General features: G+C 63.8%; 16 protein-coding genes. 4 read left to right on the top strand and 12 right to left on the bottom strand.

Annotated elements, in window-relative coordinates; genetic code table 11:
- Window positions 1-97: 97 nt before the first annotated feature.
- From galU to cmk, 8 genes are all read right to left on the bottom strand, one after another.
- Window positions 98-982 (bottom strand): UTP--glucose-1-phosphate uridylyltransferase GalU, encoded by an 885-nt coding sequence (gene galU, locus B0E46_RS07465; RefSeq protein WP_077555144.1) that lies wholly within the window; start codon window positions 980-982, stop codon window positions 98-100.
- Complete coding sequence (locus B0E46_RS07460; protein ID WP_077555143.1) at window positions 979-2,877, bottom strand: nucleoside-diphosphate sugar epimerase/dehydratase; 1,899 nt, start codon at window positions 2,875-2,877, stop codon at window positions 979-981. The genes galU and B0E46_RS07460 overlap by 4 nt, the downstream gene beginning before the upstream one ends.
- A complete protein-coding gene (locus B0E46_RS07455) occupies window positions 2,864-3,889 on the bottom strand; it encodes a glycosyltransferase family 4 protein (protein WP_077555227.1) in 1,026 nt (341 codons plus the stop codon). Before B0E46_RS07455 ends, B0E46_RS07460 begins: the two co-directional genes overlap by 14 nt.
- A 7-nt stretch (window positions 3,890-3,896) precedes the next feature.
- Window positions 3,897-5,069 (bottom strand): lipopolysaccharide assembly protein LapB, encoded by a 1,173-nt coding sequence (gene lapB, locus B0E46_RS07450; RefSeq protein ID WP_077555142.1) that lies wholly within the window; start codon window positions 5,067-5,069, stop codon window positions 3,897-3,899.
- Entirely contained in the window at window positions 5,066-5,329 is a 264-nt protein-coding gene (locus B0E46_RS07445; RefSeq protein ID WP_077555141.1) for a lipopolysaccharide assembly protein LapA domain-containing protein, read from the bottom strand. The genes lapB and B0E46_RS07445 overlap by 4 nt, the downstream gene beginning before the upstream one ends.
- Window positions 5,330-5,472: 143 nt before the next feature.
- The gene (locus B0E46_RS07440; protein WP_077555140.1) at window positions 5,473-5,772 is read right to left on the bottom strand and encodes an integration host factor subunit beta; all 300 of its coding nucleotides are present in this window, start codon (window positions 5,770-5,772) and stop codon (window positions 5,473-5,475) included.
- 71 nt (window positions 5,773-5,843) lie between these two features.
- Entirely contained in the window at window positions 5,844-7,517 is a 1,674-nt protein-coding gene (rpsA, locus tag B0E46_RS07435) for a 30S ribosomal protein S1 (RefSeq protein ID WP_077555139.1), read from the bottom strand.
- A gap of 188 nt (window positions 7,518-7,705) precedes the next feature.
- On the bottom strand, window positions 7,706-8,386 hold the full coding sequence (cmk, locus tag B0E46_RS07430) for a (d)CMP kinase (protein WP_077555138.1): 681 nt from the start codon (window positions 8,384-8,386) through the stop codon (window positions 7,706-7,708).
- A 110-nt stretch (window positions 8,387-8,496) separates the two neighbouring features.
- Between cmk and B0E46_RS07425 the strand changes: the two genes are divergently transcribed.
- From B0E46_RS07425 to ykgO, 4 genes are all read left to right on the top strand, one after another.
- Window positions 8,497-8,754 carry an acyl-CoA-binding protein gene (locus B0E46_RS07425; RefSeq protein ID WP_077555137.1) on the top strand — a complete coding sequence of 86 codons (258 nt, stop codon included), beginning with the start codon at window positions 8,497-8,499 and terminating at the stop codon, window positions 8,752-8,754.
- 99 nt (window positions 8,755-8,853) lie between these two features.
- Window positions 8,854-10,872, top strand: a complete 2,019-nt coding sequence (locus B0E46_RS07420) for an NADPH-dependent 2,4-dienoyl-CoA reductase (protein ID WP_077555136.1) — start codon at window positions 8,854-8,856, stop codon at window positions 10,870-10,872.
- 255 nt (window positions 10,873-11,127) lie between these two features.
- A complete protein-coding gene (locus B0E46_RS07415) occupies window positions 11,128-12,039 on the top strand; it encodes a LysR substrate-binding domain-containing protein (RefSeq protein WP_077555135.1) in 912 nt (303 codons plus the stop codon).
- A 61-nt stretch (window positions 12,040-12,100) separates the two neighbouring features.
- Window positions 12,101-12,226 carry a type B 50S ribosomal protein L36 gene (gene ykgO / locus B0E46_RS07410; protein ID WP_007080705.1) on the top strand — a complete coding sequence of 42 codons (126 nt, stop codon included), beginning with the start codon at window positions 12,101-12,103 and terminating at the stop codon, window positions 12,224-12,226.
- A gap of 70 nt (window positions 12,227-12,296) precedes the next feature.
- Here the strand turns inward: ykgO and B0E46_RS07405 are convergent, their stop codons facing one another.
- From B0E46_RS07405 to carB, 4 genes are all read right to left on the bottom strand, one after another.
- A complete protein-coding gene (locus B0E46_RS07405; protein ID WP_077555134.1) occupies window positions 12,297-12,773 on the bottom strand; it encodes a hypothetical protein in 477 nt (158 codons plus the stop codon).
- A gap of 47 nt (window positions 12,774-12,820) precedes the next feature.
- Complete coding sequence (locus tag B0E46_RS07400) at window positions 12,821-13,990, bottom strand: glycosyltransferase (RefSeq protein WP_077555226.1); 1,170 nt, start codon at window positions 13,988-13,990, stop codon at window positions 12,821-12,823.
- Window positions 13,991-14,103: 113 nt separating this feature from the next.
- A complete protein-coding gene (gene greA / locus B0E46_RS07395) occupies window positions 14,104-14,580 on the bottom strand; it encodes a transcription elongation factor GreA (RefSeq protein WP_077555133.1) in 477 nt (158 codons plus the stop codon).
- Window positions 14,577-17,804 carry a carbamoyl-phosphate synthase large subunit gene (gene carB / locus B0E46_RS07390; RefSeq protein WP_077555132.1) on the bottom strand — a complete coding sequence of 1,076 codons (3,228 nt, stop codon included), beginning with the start codon at window positions 17,802-17,804 and terminating at the stop codon, window positions 14,577-14,579. Before carB ends, greA begins: the two co-directional genes overlap by 4 nt.

The following is a 17,804-nucleotide window of genomic DNA, read 5'->3' as shown; positions in this document are numbered from 1 at the left end:
TGCGGCGAGACATGCCTGGATTCTGACATGTCGCCGCATGAAAGCAGAAGGCGCCACAAGGGCGCCTTCATTGCATCCAGCCCGGCCCCGATCAGGTTCAGAGTTTGGCGGCGAACTCGCGCACGGTCTGGGCCAGCTTCGGATCCTGCATCGCCATGTGCATGGTGGCGCGCACCAGACCGGCCTTGTTGCCGCAGTCGAAACGGGTGCCCTCGAAGCGGTAGGCCAGCACCTTGCCCTGTTCCTTCAGCAGGGCATCGATCGCGTCGGTGAGCTGGATCTCGCCACCGGCGCCTGGCGTGGTCTGTTCCAGCAACTGGAAGATGCGGCCCGGCAACACATAGCGGCCGACCACGGCCAGATTGGACGGTGCATCGGCAGGTCTGGGTTTCTCCACCATGTGGCGGATCCGTGCGCTGCGTTCGTCGATCGGCGTGGCATCGACGATGCCGTACTTGTCGGTCTCGTTGTGCGGCACTTCCTCGACCGCAATGACGCCGGCCTGCTGGGCATCCGCCAGTTCGGCCATCTGCCGCAGTGCGCTCTTGCCGGTGCCGATCGCGCCGTTCCAGATCAGGTCATCGGGCAGCACCACACCGAACGGCTCGTCGCCGACCACCGGTTTGGCGCACAAAACGGCATGCCCCAGGCCAAGGGCTTCGGGCTGGGTCACGAAGATCGCCCGCACGTGGCGTGGCAAGGTGCCCTGCACCAGCGCAAGCAGCTCGTCCTTGCCCTTCTCCTGCAGCTTCGCCTCGAGCTCGTAAGCCTTGTCGAAATAATCGGCGATCGCGTGCTTGTAGCGGTTGGTCACGAAGATCAGGGTGTCGGCTCCGGCGTCCACCGCCTCGTCGACGGCGTACTGGATCAGCGGTTTGTCCAGCACCGGCAGCATTTCCTTGGCAACCACCTTGGTCGCCGGCAGAAAACGCGTGCCGAGTCCGGCCACGGGAAACACGACCTTGCGCAGAGGCTTGCTCACTCACTTATCTCCGGGTTGATACGGCGGATCGACACCACGTTGTCAGGCTGTGCCGATTCGCTCCAGCGGAACGAGGGCAGCAGGCTGGACACGCAGCGCCGAAGCTCTTCTTCATCGAATACATCGACTGCTTCGACCGCCTTGTGCAGCAGCGCCTGCAGCATCTCCCACGATACCTCACGATGCTGCGCGAGGAAGATCTTGGTGTGTTCGGTACTGCTGTAGTTTTCCAGCGGGTGGAACAATTCCTCGAACAGCTTCTCGCCGGCGCGCAGGCCGGTATAGACGATCGGGATTTCGCTGCCGGGCTTCTTGCCGGCAAGACGGATCATCTGCTCGGCCAGGTCGCGGATCTTCACCGGTTCGCCCATGTCCAGCGCGAAGATCTCGCCGCCCTTGCCGATGCTCGCGGTCTGCAGGATCAACTGGCAGGCCTCGGGAATCGTCATGAAATAGCGCGAAATCTCCGGGTGGGTGACCGTCACGGGGCCGCCCGCGTGGATCTGCTCCCGGAACAGCGGCACCACCGATCCGGCCGAGTCCAGCACATTGCCGAATCGTACCGTCATGAAACGGGTGTCGGCACGCGCATCGAGGTTCTGGCAGTAGATCTCGGCGACACGCTTGCAGGCGCCCATCACGCTGGTCGGATTGACCGCCTTGTCGGTAGAGATCAGCACGAAACACTCGACACCGACTTCACGGGCCGCATCCGCTACCGTGCAGGTGCCCAGCACATTGTTGCGGAATGCCGCCCTCAGCTGCCCTTGCAGCATCGGCACATGCTTGTAGGCCGCTGCATGGAACACCACCTGCGGCCTGGCTTCCGAAAACACCTTGCGCATCGCAGCCTGGTCGCCGCAATTGGCCAGAATGCCATCGAGGATCAACTCCGGAAAATCCGCGCGCAGTTCCTGCGTGATGCGATAGAGGTTGTATTCGCTCTGTTCGACCACGATGAGCGACTGGGCACCGAGCCGGGCGACCTGACGACACAGTTCCGAACCGATCGAGCCGCCGCCACCGGTGACCAGCACGCGGCGCATGGACAGGGTTTCCCGGATGGCCGTCCAGTCCAGTTCCACCGCGTCGCGGCCGAGCAGGTCCTCGATCGCCACTTCCTTGATCTGGTTGAACTGCGCGCGACCGGCAACCACGTCCTCCAGTCGAGGTACGGTGCGATACGGCAGGTCGGTCGCGTCGCACAGCGACACCACCCGGCGCATCTCGACGGTCGAAGCTCCCGGCAACGCGATCAGCAGCATGTCGACCGCTGCCGAACGCGCCACATCGGGCAGCTGGCTCAAGCGTCCCAGTACCGGATGCCCATTGATACTGGCGCCGCGCAGAGTGGCCTTGTCGTCGACGAAACCGACCACGGCATAGCGGTTGTCGCGCCGCAGGTCGCGCGCAAGCACCTCGCCAGCCGAATCCGCCCCTACGATCAGGACTCGCTTCACCGTCTGGTTCTGCAGCAGGTCGTTGCGGCTGTCCTTCCAGTAGCGATAGATCAACCTGGGGCCACCGAGCAGCACGGCCAGCAAACCGGGGTAAAGCAGCAACACCGAGCGCGGCACGCCATCCAGCCGGTTGTACAGGAACAGGGCCAGGTAGATAGCCACCGCCCCCATCACCACGGCACGCAGGATATTCCACAGATCAGGCAGGCTGGCAAAGCGCCAGACGCTCTTGTACAACCCGGTCCAGCGGAAGATCAGCCCCTGCACCAGCAGCACGATCGGGACTTCAAACAACTGGTAGCTGACGATTTCGTCCGGTTTCAGCGCATAACGCAGCAGCTTGGCAATCCACCATGCCAGCGCCGCCATCGCCAGGTCGTGCAGCACGACCGCGATACGTGGGTGAATGAAACCGATCAGCTTACGTAGCGACATGACCATCCTTGAAAAGATCGCGCCGCAAACAGCGACGTTTCAGCGCCAGCCACAGAATCGCGGCCGCCAGATAGGCAGCCATGGTAATCGGCAGCGCCAGTCGCAGATGACTGCACGCCAACCAGGCCAACGGGGCCGCGACCAGCAGGTTCCAGGCGAGGTAGGCGGCCCCCACTCCCGCATGCGACCTGCCGCGCCGCACCAGCCACTGGTACAGATGCTCGCGATGCGCCGCATACCAGCGGCGTCCACGCCACATGCGCGTCAGCAAAGTCAGGCTGGCATCCACCACGAACGCCGAAGACAGGATCAGCGCCGGCCACAACAGGTCATGCCGGAGCCGCCAGAGCATGGCGCTGAACGCAAAGATCAGCAGGCCGATACTGCCGCTGCCGACATCGCCCATGAAAATCCGCGCCGGTGGACGGTTGTAGCACCAGAAACCGAGGGTCGCTGCCGCCAGGGTCGCAGCAGCCAGGGCCAGCGTCGGTTCCGCTGCGGTCCAGGCCAGCCATGCCAAGCCACCGGCCACGAATATCGCCTGCTGCGCCAGCAAGCCGTCGATGCCATCCATGAAGTTATGCAGGTTGATGCTCCAGGCACCGCCCGCCAGCAGCAACGGCAGCCACCAGAACGACAAACCCGTCGCCAGCAGCGCAAGGGAAAAGCCGAGCACCGCCAGCAGCTGCGTCGCCAGTCGCGGCAGCACCGGCAGCGACCGGTGGTCATCCCACCACCCCGTCAATGCCACCAACGCCAAGGCACCGAGCAGCCCCGCCATCAGGCTGGGCGTCCAAAGCATCTTCGGCGCGAACCACCATTCGCCGCCCAGACAGGCCAGCATGGCCACCACGATGCCGATGCCGCCGCCGCGTGGCGTGGGCATGCGGTGAGAGCGGCGTTGCCCCGGCTGATCAAGCATGCCAAGCCGATATGCGTAGCCGATCGCGCCGCGCACCAGCAACAGCGTGATCAACAAGGCAGCGAGCAACCATCCGATGGTCATGCCGATCATCATGTCACTCGCTGGCGACGCCATGGATCGGGCGGATCGTGCTCCAGCTCTTGCAGCTCGGGCACTGCCAGTGATGCGCCTTGGCGCCGAAACCGCAACGGCTGCAGCGATACATCGCCTGGCCTTCCAGCAGTTTCTTGGTGAGATCGCGCAGGATCAAGAAATTCTCCCTCGCTTCACCTTCGACCTTGTCCATGGTGGCATCGATCAGCGCCATCAGGCCGCGCACGGACGGCCGCTGGCGCAATTGCGAAGTCAGGAAATCGATCGAGGCACGCTCGCCATCACGTTGCCGGTACAACTGGGTCAGCGCCAGCACCGGCGAGACACCGTGATAACGGCTCAGCATCTCGCGCAGGAAAGTTTCGGCCCGTTCCATCTGATGCGAACGGGCATAGCTGTTGAGCAACGGCGGCAAAATCTCCGGGGTGAAGGCGATATCGGCTTGAACCGCCGCCTCGTACGCGGTCACCGCATCCGCATGACGCCCCTCCTCGGCAAACAACCGGCCGGTAAGCATGAAGGCGCGGACGCAGTCGGCCTGGCATTCGAAGGCCTGGCGCAGATAGTCGCGTGCCTCGGCACGCGCGCCATGCTGGCGTGAGCGGTCGGCCAGTTCGCAATAGAACTGGGCGATCATCGGCGCCTCGTCCTCACCGGTCATCACTTCCAGTCGGCGCGCATGCTCGATCGCCTTGTTCCAGTCGCGCTCGTGCTGGTAGATCGCGATCAGATGACGCAAGGCCGAGGGTGCATGCGCCTCCATCGCCACCAGATCGGAAAACAGCGCCTCGGCACGATCCAGCAGGCCGGCACGCATGTAGTCCTCGCCCAGTTCGAGCAGGGCCACCGTCTTCATCGCATCGGACAGGCCGGGCCGGGAGACCAGGTGTTGATGCAGGCGAATCGCCCGGTCCACCTCGCCACGCCGGCGGAACAGGTTGCCCAGCGCCAGATGGGTTTCCACCGTGTCGCGGTTGTATTCGGCCAGCTTGAGGAAGACTTCGATCGCCTTGTCCTGCTCCTCGTTGAGCAGGTAGTTCAGGCCGCGGAAATAGTCCGAGGACAGTTCGCTGACTTCGGCACCCGAGCGGCGCGCGCCGACCCGACGGGATGACCACCAACCCAGGGCAAAGGCCGCTGGCACCAGGGGGACCAGCACAGACAGGAGATTCATGGCTTGGCAGGCAGCTTCTTGTTCTTGTCGGCCCGCATCTGCTGCCGGCGCAGTCGACGCTGTCCCGAACTCACACCCAGCCATGCAGTAAGCCCGCCCAGCAGCCAGCCGATCACCAGGGCGGCAAGCAAGGCGGCCCCCTTGGGCAATCGCACTTGGGCAAACGCGAGGTCGTAACTGACCAGATCGGCGTTGAGTGCCCCCAGCACCACGCCGGCCGCGATGAAGATCACCAGGATAAGTATGACGAGCAGTCGCATGACGAGACTTTACCCGATTGGCCGCGGCTGGCACAGGCGATGCTTGAGATCCGTGTCATGAACATGCCGCCTGATCCGGATTTGCCATAAAAAAAGCAGGCTGACTTGCGTCGCCTGCCTTTGATAAACCTCAAGTTGTCGGCTCAGCCTGCGTTCTGATCCAGATCAAGGTTGACGCGTTCGCGCAATTCCTTGCCTGGCTTGAAATGCGGCACATGCTTGCCGGGCAGCGCCACGGCATCCCCGGTCTTCGGGTTGCGGCCCATGCGCGGCGGGCGGAAATGCAGCGCGAAGCTGCCAAAACCACGCACCTCGATGCGCTCGCCCTGGGCCAGAGCCTGGCTCATCTGCTCGATGACGCTTTTGACAGCCATCTCGACATCGGCAAACGCAAGATGGGTCTGACGCTTGGCCAGCGCCTCGATCAATTCGGATTTGGTCATGGGACCCCAATGTCCGTGACATGAAACAACGGGGCGGCGATTGCCGCCCCGCATCAGGCTTCAACGTGCGATCAATCGGCCTTGTCGAACTGTTCCTTCAGCAACGCACCAAGCTTGGTGGTACCGGTGGACGCAGACGCATAGTCGGCGATCGCTTCCTGCACGTCTTCCTCGTCCTTCGCACGGATCGACAGCGACAGCTGGCGGCCCTTGCGATCCATGCCGGTGAACTTGGCTTCGACCTTGTCGCCCACCTTCAGATGCAGCGTGGCATCCTCGATGCGCTCCTTGGCGATGTCGTTGGCGCGCAGGTAACCCTCGACGCCCTCGCCCAGATCGATCACGGCGCCCTTCGCATCGACTTCCTTGACGGTGCCGTTGACGATGGTGCCGCGCGGATTGGCCGCCATGAACTGGCCGAACGGATCCTGTTCCATCTGCTTGATGCCGAGCGAGATGCGCTCGCGCTCCGGATCGACGGCCAGCACCACGGCCTCGATCTCGTCGCCCTTCTTGAAGTTGCGGACCAGATCTTCGCCGGACATCTGCCAGGAGATGTCGGACAGGTGCACCAGGCCGTCGATGCCGCCGTCCAGGCCGATGAACACGCCGAAGTCGGTGATCGACTTGATCTGACCGGAGACCTTGTCGCCCTTCTTGTGCATGGCGGCGAAGGCTTCCCACGGGTTCGAGCGGGTCTGCTTGATACCCAGCGAGATGCGGCGACGCTCCTCATCCACGTCCAGCACGGTGACTTCGGTCTCGTCGCCGACCTGAACCACCTTGGCCGGATTGACGTTCTTGTTGGTCCAGTCCATCTCGGACACGTGCACCAGGCCTTCCACGCCCGGCTCGATCTCGACGAAGCAGCCGTAATCGGTGACGTTGGAAACCTTGCCGAACAGGCGGCTGCCGACCGGGTAACGGCGGGCAATGGCGACCCACGGGTCGTCGCCCAGCTGCTTCAGGCCGAGCGAAACGCGGTTGCGCTCCTTGTCGTACTTCAGCACGCGCACGTCCAGCTCGTCGCCGACGTTGACCACTTCGGACGGATGACGCACACGCTTCCACGCCATGTCGGTGATGTGCAGCAGGCCGTCGATGCCGCCCAGATCCACGAACGCGCCGTAGTCGGTCAGGTTCTTGACGGTGCCCTTGACCACGGCGCCCTCGGTCAGGCGCTCAAGCAGCTGCTCGCGCTCGGCGGAGAACTCGGTCTCGACGACGGCGCGGCGGCTGACCACCACGTTGTTGCGCTTGCGGTCGAGCTTGATGATCTTGAACTCGAGTTCCTTGCCCTCGAGGAACACCGGGTCGCGCACCGGGCGCACGTCGACCAGCGAGCCCGGCAGGAATGCGCGGACGTCCTTGATGTCGACCGTGAAACCGCCCTTGACCTTGCCGGAGATGAGGCCAACGATGGTCTCTTCCTTGTCGAACGCGTGCTCGAGGTCGTCCCACACCATCGAGCGCTTGGCCTTCTCGCGCGACAGCTTGGTTTCGCCGAAACCGTCTTCCAAAGCTTCGAGGGCAACCTTCACCTCGTCGCCTACCTGCACCTCCAGGACGCCCTCTTCGTTCTTGAACTGCTCGATCGGGACGATGCCTTCGCTCTTCAGGCCCGCATTGATCACGACGACGTCATTGCGGATTTCCACAACGATGCCGGTGACGATGGCGCCGGGCTTCAGCTTGGAGATGGCCTGTTGGCTCTGTTCAAACAGTTCGGCAAAACTTTCAGTCATGTTGATTCCATAGTGGGAAAAGACCGTTGTACGTTGCGCTTGTCGACGTGTTGCGCACGAACTTTCCGGTCCACCGGTCGGGGGTGTCATCAGGTGGTTCCTCAGGAACCGACCGTCGTCACCGTGGGTCAAAATCCCCTGCCGCGGCAGGAGCGCAGAAACCGTCGTGCAACCGGATCCTTGATGATCTATGGCTGCACGACGGCAAGTACTTTCGCGACGACCTCTTCGATGCCCATCCCGGTGGTGTCCACCAGCACGGCATCTTCGGCAGGCTTGAGCGGCGCGACCGCACGCGATGCATCGCGGCTGTCACGCGCCTCAATTTCGCGCTGAAGGCCGCCAAGTGTAACGCTGAGTCCCTTTTCCTTCAACTGCTTATAGCGTCTTTTCGCGCGTTCGGCGGCGCTCGCGGTAAGGAACACCTTGAACGCGGCGTCCGGGAAGATCACCGTCCCCATGTCCCGCCCGTCGGCAACCAGCCCGGGCGACTTGCGAAAGCCTAATTGCAACGCCACCAGGGCTTCGCGCACCGACGGCATCGAGGCGATCGCCGAGGCCGCCGCCCCCGCGGTTTCGGTGCGCAGCTCGTCGGTGGCGTCGTGCCCGTTGACGATCACCCGGGTCTGGCTGCCGTCACTGGCCGCACGGAAGTGGATCTTGGTGGCCTGGGCGCAGCGGGTCACCGCATCCACGTCCGACAAGTCCAGTCCGGCCATGCCGGCGGCGTAGCCCACGGCCCGGTACAAGGCGCCCGAATCCAGCAAGCGCCAGCCCAGATGCTCTGCCACCAGTGCGCTGATGGTGCCCTTGCCCGACCCGGATGGCCCGTCGATGGTCAGTACGGGTACGGGCGAGGCATGACTCATGGTGATTCCTTGGCTGAGCGGTCGAAAGCGGAAGTTTAACGCGTTGACCCCGTCTGGAACGCGTGCTATCTAGCCGGTCTTCCTGCAATCAAGCCAGCCTGATCCGCCCTATGACCGATCTTCGCCGCGAATTCGAACAAGCCGCCGAGGATATCCAGCGATTGGGTACGCGCCCCGACAACGACACCTTGCTGAAGCTATATGCCCTGTACAAGCAAGGCTCGGAAGGCGACCTGCGACGGACCCAGCCGGGCTTCTTCGACTTTGTGGGCACCGCCAAGCATTCGGCGTGGGCGCAATTGAATGGCGTACCCGAAGAGGAAGCCATGCGCCGTTACATCGCCCTGGTGCAGCAGTTGCTGGCCTGAGTTTCCCGACCTGAGTTTGCCGCGGCTGCTACGCGGCGCTTGCTTTCCGATACCCAACACCGGCACATTCATACGATCGTTTGATCCGGTGCCGGTCGCATGAACTACCCGAAGCTGTTCGCCCCGCTCGATCTGGGCCATGTCACGTTGCCCAACCGTATCCTGATGGGCTCGATGCATACCGGGCTGGAGGACAAAGCCGGCGATTACGACAAACTGGCGGCCTATTTCGCCGAGCGCGCCCGCGGTGGCGTCGGGCTGATGGTCACCGGCGGCATTGCGCCGAGCATCCAGGGCTGGCTGAAACCGTTCGGTGGCCGCCTCACGATGCCATGGCACAAGCCTCGCCATCGCAAGCTCACCGGCGCCGTGCATGCGGAAGGCGGCCGTATCTGCCTGCAGATCCTGCATGCCGGACGCTACGGCTATCACCCGCTGTCGGTGGCGCCATCGAAGATCAAGTCGCCGATCACCCCGTTCACCCCGCGTGCGCTGTCATCGCGCGGGGTGGAGCGCAGCATCCACGACTTCGTGCACTGCGCGGAACTGGCGCAGGAAGCGGGCTACGACGGCATCGAGGTGATGGGTTCGGAAGGCTACCTGATCAACCAGTTCATCGCTGCGCGCACCAACCAGCGCAACGACGCCTGGGGCGGCGATGCCACCCGCCGCATGCGCTTCGCGACCGAGATCGTGCGGCGCACGCGTGAAGCCGTCGGCAGCAACTTCATCATCATCTACCGGCTGTCGATGCTCGACCTGGTCGAAGGTGGCCAGGACTGGAGCGAGATCGTCACGCTGGCCAAGGCGATCGAAGCGGCTGGCGCGTCGATCATCAATACCGGCATCGGCTGGCATGAGGCGCGCGTCCCGACCATCGTCACCAGCGTGCCGCGTGCGGGTTTTGCCTGGGTCACGAAGAAACTCAAGGGTGAAGTGGCGATTCCGTTGATCACCACCAACCGCATCAACATGCCCGAGGTGGCCGAGCGCATCCTGGCCGATGGCGAGGCCGACATGGTCTCGATGGCACGTCCGCTGCTGGCCGATCCGGCCTGGGCCAACAAGGCCAAGGCCGGACGCAGCGAGCGCATCAACACCTGCATCGCCTGCAACCAGGCCTGCCTCGACCACGTGTTCCAGAACAAGCGTGCCAGTTGCCTGGTCAACCCGCGCGCCTGTCACGAGACCGAGCTGAAAATCGAACCGGCCAGCACGCACAAGCGCATCGCGGTGGTCGGCGCGGGCCCCGCAGGCATGGCCTGCGCAAGCACGCTGGGCGAACGCGGCCACATGGTGACCTTGATCGACCAGGCCAGCGAGATTGGCGGCCAGTTCAACTACGCCAAGCAGATCCCGGGCAAGGAAGAATTCCACGAGACATTGCGCTATTTCCGCCATCGGCTGGACGATGCCGGTGTCGAGCTGCAACTGGGCCGCAGCGCCGATGCCGCCGCACTGCATGCCGCCGGCTATGACGAGGTGGTGATCGCCACCGGCATCACGCCGCGCAAGGTGAGCTTTCCCGGCAGCGACGATCCACGTGTCCTGAGCTATCTGGATGTACTGGCCCGGCATCAGCCAGTCGGTGCCAAGGTGGCGATCATCGGCGCCGGCGGCATAGGCTTCGACGTGGCCGAGTTTCTGGTCGAGCCCGCGCCCTCGCCCACCACGGATATTCCCCGTTGGACCCGCGAATGGGGTGTGGACATGCAGCTTGCGCAGCGTGGCGGCCTGCAAAAACCGCAACCGGAAGCTCCGGCCCGGCAGATCTGGTTATTGCAGCGCAGCGAGGGACGCCCCGGCGCGCGGCTCAACAAAACCACCGGCTGGGTACACCGGGCCACGCTCAAGGCCAAGCAAGTCAGCATGCTGGGCAATGTCAGTTATCAGCGTTTCGACGATCAGGGCCTGCATATCGGCATCGACGGCAACACACAAATCCTGCCAGTCGACCAGGTAGTGGTCTGCGCCGGTCAGGAGCCCAACCGGCAACTTGCTGACGAGCTGATCGCCGCTGGCCTGAAGGTGCACGTCATTGGCGGGGCTGATGTGGCCGCCGAACTCGATGCCAAGCGCGCAATCGCCCAAGGTACCCGATTGGCCAGCCTGCTCTGATCCAGTCCCAGACGCGCCGACGCCGCTGCCTGGCTGGCAACGGCGTCGGAATCAGAAAAAAGCGCCCCGCAGGGAAGACGCATCGATATGGGTTCAGGGGGGAGTTGAACCAGATATCGTATTTAGCGTCGCTGCGGGGCGAGGGCCGCCGCCACTAGGGGGGAGGGGAAGTGGCGGGACGAAAGAGAGTTTATGATCGACACGTTAAAGTATCAAATATATATTTAGCGCCTTATTTATTCGGTTTAGCTATATATGTTTGATTTCCGCCAACTGCGCTACTTCGTCGCCGTTGCCGAGGAGCTCAGCTTCACGCGGGCGGCACTGCGCCTGCATCTTTCGCAGCCACCACTGTCCCAGCAGATCCAGGCGCTGGAACAGGATCTGGGCGTACGCCTGCTCGAGCGCAACAAGCGCAATGTGGCGCTGACCGAGCCGGGCCGCATCTTTCTGGATCAAGCCCGGCAGATCCTGGCCAAGGCCGACGAAGCGCGCGGCCACGTGCTTGCCGCCGCTGCCGGCCATAGTGGACAGCTGCGCCTGGCTTACACTGTCTCGGTTTCGTTTCATCCGGCGCTGCCGCAGACCCTGCTTCGCTACGGACAGATCGCACCGAATGTGCGCATGCATCTCAGTGAGATGTATACCGAACCGCAGTTTGCCGCGTTGCTGGCCGGGCAGATCGATGTCGGCTTTGTGCGTGACGAGCCCATCCATGCACAGGATGCACGCAGCCTGCGCCTGAGCGTGATCGATCGCGAACCCCTGTTGCTCGCCCTGCCCTCCGGCCACGCCCTGTCCGGGCGCAGCAGCCTGCGCCTCGCCGAAGTGGCGGGCGATTCTTTCGTCTCGCAGCCACGCGAACTCGCCGCCACGTTGTTCGACCGGCTGGTGAAACTGGCGGCCAAGGCAGGCTTCCAGCCAACGATCATCCAGCATGCCCAGCAGATCAACGGCTTGCTGGCCCTGGTCGCCGCAGGCTTGGGACTGGCGCTGGTGCCGGCCAGCATGCGCGCCGTGCGCCTGGCGGGTGTCAGCTACGTGAAACTGGAAGACGCCGATGCCTACCTGTTGCTTGCCGTCGCCAGCCGCAGCGACGACCACTCGCCGGTGCTGCAGCAGTTCCTTTCCACGGTAGCCGAATCGGCTGTCGTGCCCAGCTTGTGACGGGGCGGGTTAATCGCTATACTTGCGCGCTTACATTTTCGTTTAGTGTCAGGAGCTGGCCGTGAAGGTGCTTAACTCTTTGAAGTCCGCCAAGGCGCGGCACCGCGATTGCAAGATTGTGCGTCGTCGCGGCAAGGTGTTCGTGATCTGCAAGAGCAATCCCCGTTTCAAGGCTCGTCAGCGCTGATTCCAGCGTAATGAGTCATGAAAAGGCCGCACATGTGCGGCCTTTTTTGTGCCCGACATCCGGCAGTTGCTTAGCGACGCCATGGCGTCGGGCGGCACGACAACCAGAACAGCAGCGCGGACACGGCTAGCGAAATCCAGTAGTCGCTGGGTGCCGGGCCCCACCAGTGGATATGCCATGGGATGTAGCGCGGTGCGAAATGCGCCACGCCGTAGGCGGGGTTGAACACGAACCACAGAAAATCCTCGGTGATCCAGAACAGCATGATGCAGGCGAACACACGCGCCTCGGCGCGCCAGCTCCAGCGGCCGGTGAAGATCAGCGGGAAATGGAAGAACAGCCCCATGCACGGGAAAAGCCACGCGTGGTAGCCGGTCATTGGCCGCCCGCCCCAGAAAATATCCAGCAGCCAGTGATGCTCGATGCGCCAGGTCGGCAGGTTCGCCGCCCAACCGGCAGCTCCCTCGATCTGGATCTCCACGTTGGCAAAGAAAAAAGCCAGCAGGACAGTCCAGCCGAGTGTCAGCAACAGCACCACGGGACGCATGGAGACTGGTGCTTCCCCTGCATGCAAGAGTTGTTGATCCGACTGCCTCACGCTCGATGATCCACCCATTTAGCCGCTGACGGCTGGCCTTCAAGCTCGGCCCGCACGATCTCGAGCACGCGCTGCGCCGCCTGCGGCTGGCCCAGACGACGCGCGCATGCACGCATTCGCGCCAGCCGTTGTGGCTCGGCCAGCAATTGGCACACCCGGTATTCAAGCGAGATCAGATCGATCGCCTTGAGCGCCGCCCCCTGCTCGAGCACATAGTCCGCATTGCGTTCTTCCTGGCCCGGGACTGGCGCATACACCACCATCGGCACGCCCATCGCAAGGCATTCGGAAGTGGTCAGCCCGCCAGGCTTGGTGATCACCAGGTCCGAGCAGGCCATCAGCCGTGGCACTTCGTTGGTGAAGCCAAACGGAAACAGCCGCCCCGGATATTCCGCTGCATGAGTCTTCAGCCTGGCCAGCGCGGCCTCGTTGCGTCCGGCCAGCACGATCAGCTGGAAGTCGTGTTCGAGCCGCATCAACGCGGCCGCCACCTCGTCGAGCTTGCCGACGCCGGCACCGCCACCCATCAGCATGATGGTCTGCTTGGCCGGATCGAGGCCGAGGCGCTCGGCGCAGGTCCGGCGATCCTGCGGCTGGGTGAACTCAGGCATCACCGGGATGCCGGTGGCATGCACGCGCCCCGCGTCGATGCGGTTCGCCTTCATGCGGAAGGCAATTTCATCGCTGGCGGCGAAGAAGCCCGTCATGCGCGGAATCACCCACATGCCATGCAGGTCGAAATCGGTGACCTGGAGCCACACCGGCACCGCAAACCGTTCGCGCCGGATCTCATGCATCAGCATTTCGGCGGGCAGGAAATGGGTGCAGACGATGGCGTCGGGCGCAAAGGCATTGATCGCCTTGCGCAGATCACCCGTGCCCAGCCGCTCCATGGCACGCCGCAGCTTCTGCATCGGGCCGTCCGGATCGGCCTCTGAGCTGCGCTGGTACAGCACGCCCCACAGGGTCGGGTAACTGCTGATCAGCGTGATGTAGAAATCGGTGTACAGCTTGCGGAATGCGGACGGCACGTAGTCCATCGCATCCAGATGCCGGGTCTCGACATCCGGCAGGCTTGCCTCGGCGGTGAGGCGCAGCGCCTCCGCCGCACGCATGTGGCCGGCACCGGCCGAGACGCTGAGGAACAGGATCTTCTGCTGCGGCATGTTGTGGACCGTTGTCAGATGCCCATCGACCGAGGCGGTCGTGCCGTCGGCGGCTTGCCAGGCCGGCCGCATCAGCGGCCGGCCGTCCCGCACATAGCCTGCTACACACTCGTTCAGGAATAACGCACGCCAGTGATTTCATAGTGCTTCACGCCATTTGGCGCGCTGAACTCGAAACTGTCGCCCACGCTCTTGCCGATCAGCGCACGGGCAATCGGCGAGGACACGGCAATCAATCGTTGCTTGATGTCCGCCTCGAGGTCGCCAACGATCTGGTACGTGACCGCCGTGCCACTGTCCTCGTCTTCCAGATCGACGATGGCTCCAAACACCACGCGGTTGCCTGGATTGAGCTGGGTGACATCGATCACCTCGGCTGTCGACAGCAGGGCTTCAAGTTGGCCGATGCGACCTTCGGTGAAACTCTGCTGCTCACGCGCGGCATGATACTCGGCGTTCTCCTTGAGATCGCCGTGCGCACGCGCCTCGGCAATCGCGGCAATGATGCGCGGCCGATCGATCGACTTCAGGCGTTCCAACTCGCCACGCAGGCGTTCCGAACCAGCCTTGGTAATGGGGGCGCGACTCATGCGCGAAGCTCCTCGTGCAGTTCCTGCAGGCTGTGCACCTCGCCATTGCTGTGGAAATCCAGCGAATGCACGAGCGCGCGGGCGCCTGCCACGGTGGTGGAATAGGTGACGCGATGCTGCAAGGCCTCGCGCCGGATCGAGAACGAGTCGGCGATCGCCTGCTTGCCCTCGGTGGTGTTGACGATATAGACGATCTCGCCGTTCTTGATCAGGTCGACCACGTGTGGCCGGCCTTCGAGCACCTTGTTGATGCGCTCGCAGGCCACGCCGTGCTCGGCCAGATAGCGCGCCGTGCCCTCGGTAGCCACCAGGCTGAAACCGCGCGCGAGCACTTCCTTGGCTACCGGCAGCAGGCGGTCCTTGTCGGCGTCGCGCACCGACACGAACACCTTGCCCTTTGGCGGCGTCTTGATGCCAGCGGCATCGTGACCGCGGGCGAAGGCGGCGCCGAAGCTGCGGCCCACACCCATCACTTCGCCGGTGGAACGCATCTCGGGGCCAAGGATCGGATCGACGTTCTGGAACTTCAGGAACGGGAAGATCGCTTCCTTCACCGAGTAGTACGCCGGGATGACCTCGCGTGTCGTGCCCTGCGCCACCAGCGAACGGCCGGCCATCGCGCGAGCGGCGATCTTCGCCAGCGGCACGCCGGTCGCCTTGGACACGAACGGCACCGTGCGCGAGGCGCGCGGATTCACTTCGAGGATGAACACGGTGTCGCCCTGGATCGCGAACTGCGTGTTCATCAGGCCGATGACCTTCAGTTCCTTCGCCATCGCGGCAACCTGGCGACGCATCTCGTCCTGTACTTCCTGCGACAGCGAATACGGCGGCAACGAGCAGGAGGAGTCGCCCGAATGCACGCCGGCTTCCTCGATGTGCTCCATGATGCCGCCGATCAGTACGTTGCCTTCGGCATCGGCGATGATGTCCACATCCACCTCGACCGCATGGTCGAGGAAGCGGTCCAGCAGCACCGGCGAATCGTTCGACACCTGCACGGCCTCGCGGATGTAGCGCGACAGGTCGGCGTCGTCATAGACCACTTCCATCGCGCGGCCGCCCAGCACGTAGCTCGGGCGCACCACCAGCGGGTAACCGATTTCGCTGGCCATCGCCAATGCCTCGTCGGCGTTGCGCGCGGTGCGATTCGGCGGCTGGATCAGGCCAAGCTTCACGATCATCTGCTGGAAGCGCTCGCGGTCTTCGGCCAGATCGATCGAATCCGGCGAGGTACCGATCACCGGTACGCCATTGGCCTCCAGCGCTCGCGCCAGCTTCAGCGGGGTCTGGCCGCCGTACTGCACGATCACGCCCTTCGGCTTCTCCAGGTCGACGATCTCCAGCACGTCTTCCAGCGTCAGCGGCTCGAAGTACAGGCGGTCGGAGGTGTCGTAATCGGTGGAAACCGTTTCTGGGTTGCAGTTGACCATGATCGTCTCGAACCCGTCCTCGCGCAGCGCGAGTGCCGCGTGCACGCAGCAGTAGTCGAACTCGATGCCCTGGCCGATGCGGTTCGGTCCGCCGCCGAGCACGATGATCTTGTCGCGATGGGTCGGATTCGCCTCGCACTCTTCCTCGTAGGTCGAGTACATATAAGCGGTGGTGGTGGCGAATTCGGCCGCGCAGGAGTCCACCCGCTTGTACACCGGGCGCACACCCAGCGCATGACGCAGCTGGCGCATCGCCGCTTCGTCGGTCGCGGTCAGTTCGGCCAGACGCGCATCGGCGAAACCCATGCGCTTCAGTTCACGCATGCGCGGTGCGTCGAGCGCAGTCAGCCCCTGCGCAGTCACTTCGCCTTCGGTCAGCACGATGTCTTCGAAGGCGGCGAGGAACCACGGATCGACATGGCTGAGGTTGTGCACCTCCTCCAGCGTGAGGCCCGCGCGGAACGCGTCGGCCAGGTGGAATACGCGATCCGGCCGCGGTTCGCGCAGCTCGCGCTTGAGCGTGGCCAGCCCGGCTTCGGTGGTGATGTCCAGCCCGGTCGGATTGAGGCCGGTCTTGCCGATCTCCAACCCGCGCAGCGCCTTCTGCAGCGATTCGTGGAAGGTGCGGCCCATCGCCATCACCTCGCCCACCGACTTCATCTGGGTGGTGAGGCGAGCGTCGGCGGCCGGGAACTTCTCGAACGCGAAACGCGGGATCTTGGTGACCACGTAGTCGATCGACGGCTCGAACGACGCCGGCGTGAGGCCACCGGTGATGTCGTTCTTCAACTCGTCCAGCGTGTAGCCCACCGCCAGCTTCGCGGCGATCTTGGCGATCGGGAAACCGGTCGCCTTCGACGCCAGCGCCGACGAACGCGACACGCGCGGATTCATCTCGATGACGACGACGCGGCCGTTCTCGGCATTGATGCCGAACTGCACGTTGGAGCCACCGGTGTCCACGCCGATCTTGCGCAGCACCGCAATCGAGGCGTCGCGCAGGCGCTGGTATTCCTTGTCGGTCAGCGTCTGCGCCGGCGCCACGGTGATCGAGTCGCCGGTGTGCACGCCCATCGGATCGAGGTTTTCGATCGAGCACACGATGATGCAGTTGTCCGCCTTGTCGCGGACCACTTCCATCTCGAATTCCTTCCAGCCGAGCACGGATTCCTCGACCAGCACCTCGCCCACCGGCGAAAGGTCGAGGCCGCGCTTGACGATCTCCTCGAACTCCTCGCGGTTATAGGCAATGCCGCCGCCGGAACCGCCGAGCGTGAAGCTGGGACGGATGATGGTCGGGTAGCCGACCTTGGCCTGGGTCAGCAGCGCCTGCTCGAACGTGCGCACGACCTCGGCCTTCGGACAATCCAGTCCGATCTCGGCCATGGCCACGCGGAACAGCTCGCGGTCCTCGGCCATGCGGATCGCTTCGCGCGAAGCGCCGATCAGCTCGACGTTGTACTTCTCCAGGACACCATGATCGGCCAGGTCCAGTGCGCAGTTCAGGCCGGTTTGGCCGCCCATCGTCGGCAGCACCGCATCCGGGCGCTCCTTGGCGATGATGTGCTCCACCGTCTGCCAGTTGATCGGCTCGATGTAGACCGCGTCGGCGGTCTCCGGGTCGGTCATGATCGTGGCGGGATTGGAGTTCACCAGGATGACCCGGTAGCCCTCTTCCTTCAGCGCCTTGCAGGCCTGTGCGCCGGAGTAGTCGAACTCGCAGGCCTGGCCGATCACGATCGGACCGGCGCCGATGATGAGGATGCTCTTGATATCGGTACGCTTGGCCAT

Source organism: Rhodanobacter sp. B04 (assembly GCF_002001125.1).
GTDB lineage: Bacteria > Pseudomonadota > Gammaproteobacteria > Xanthomonadales > Rhodanobacteraceae > Rhodanobacter.
This window is presented reverse-complemented; position numbering and strand designations above follow the sequence as displayed.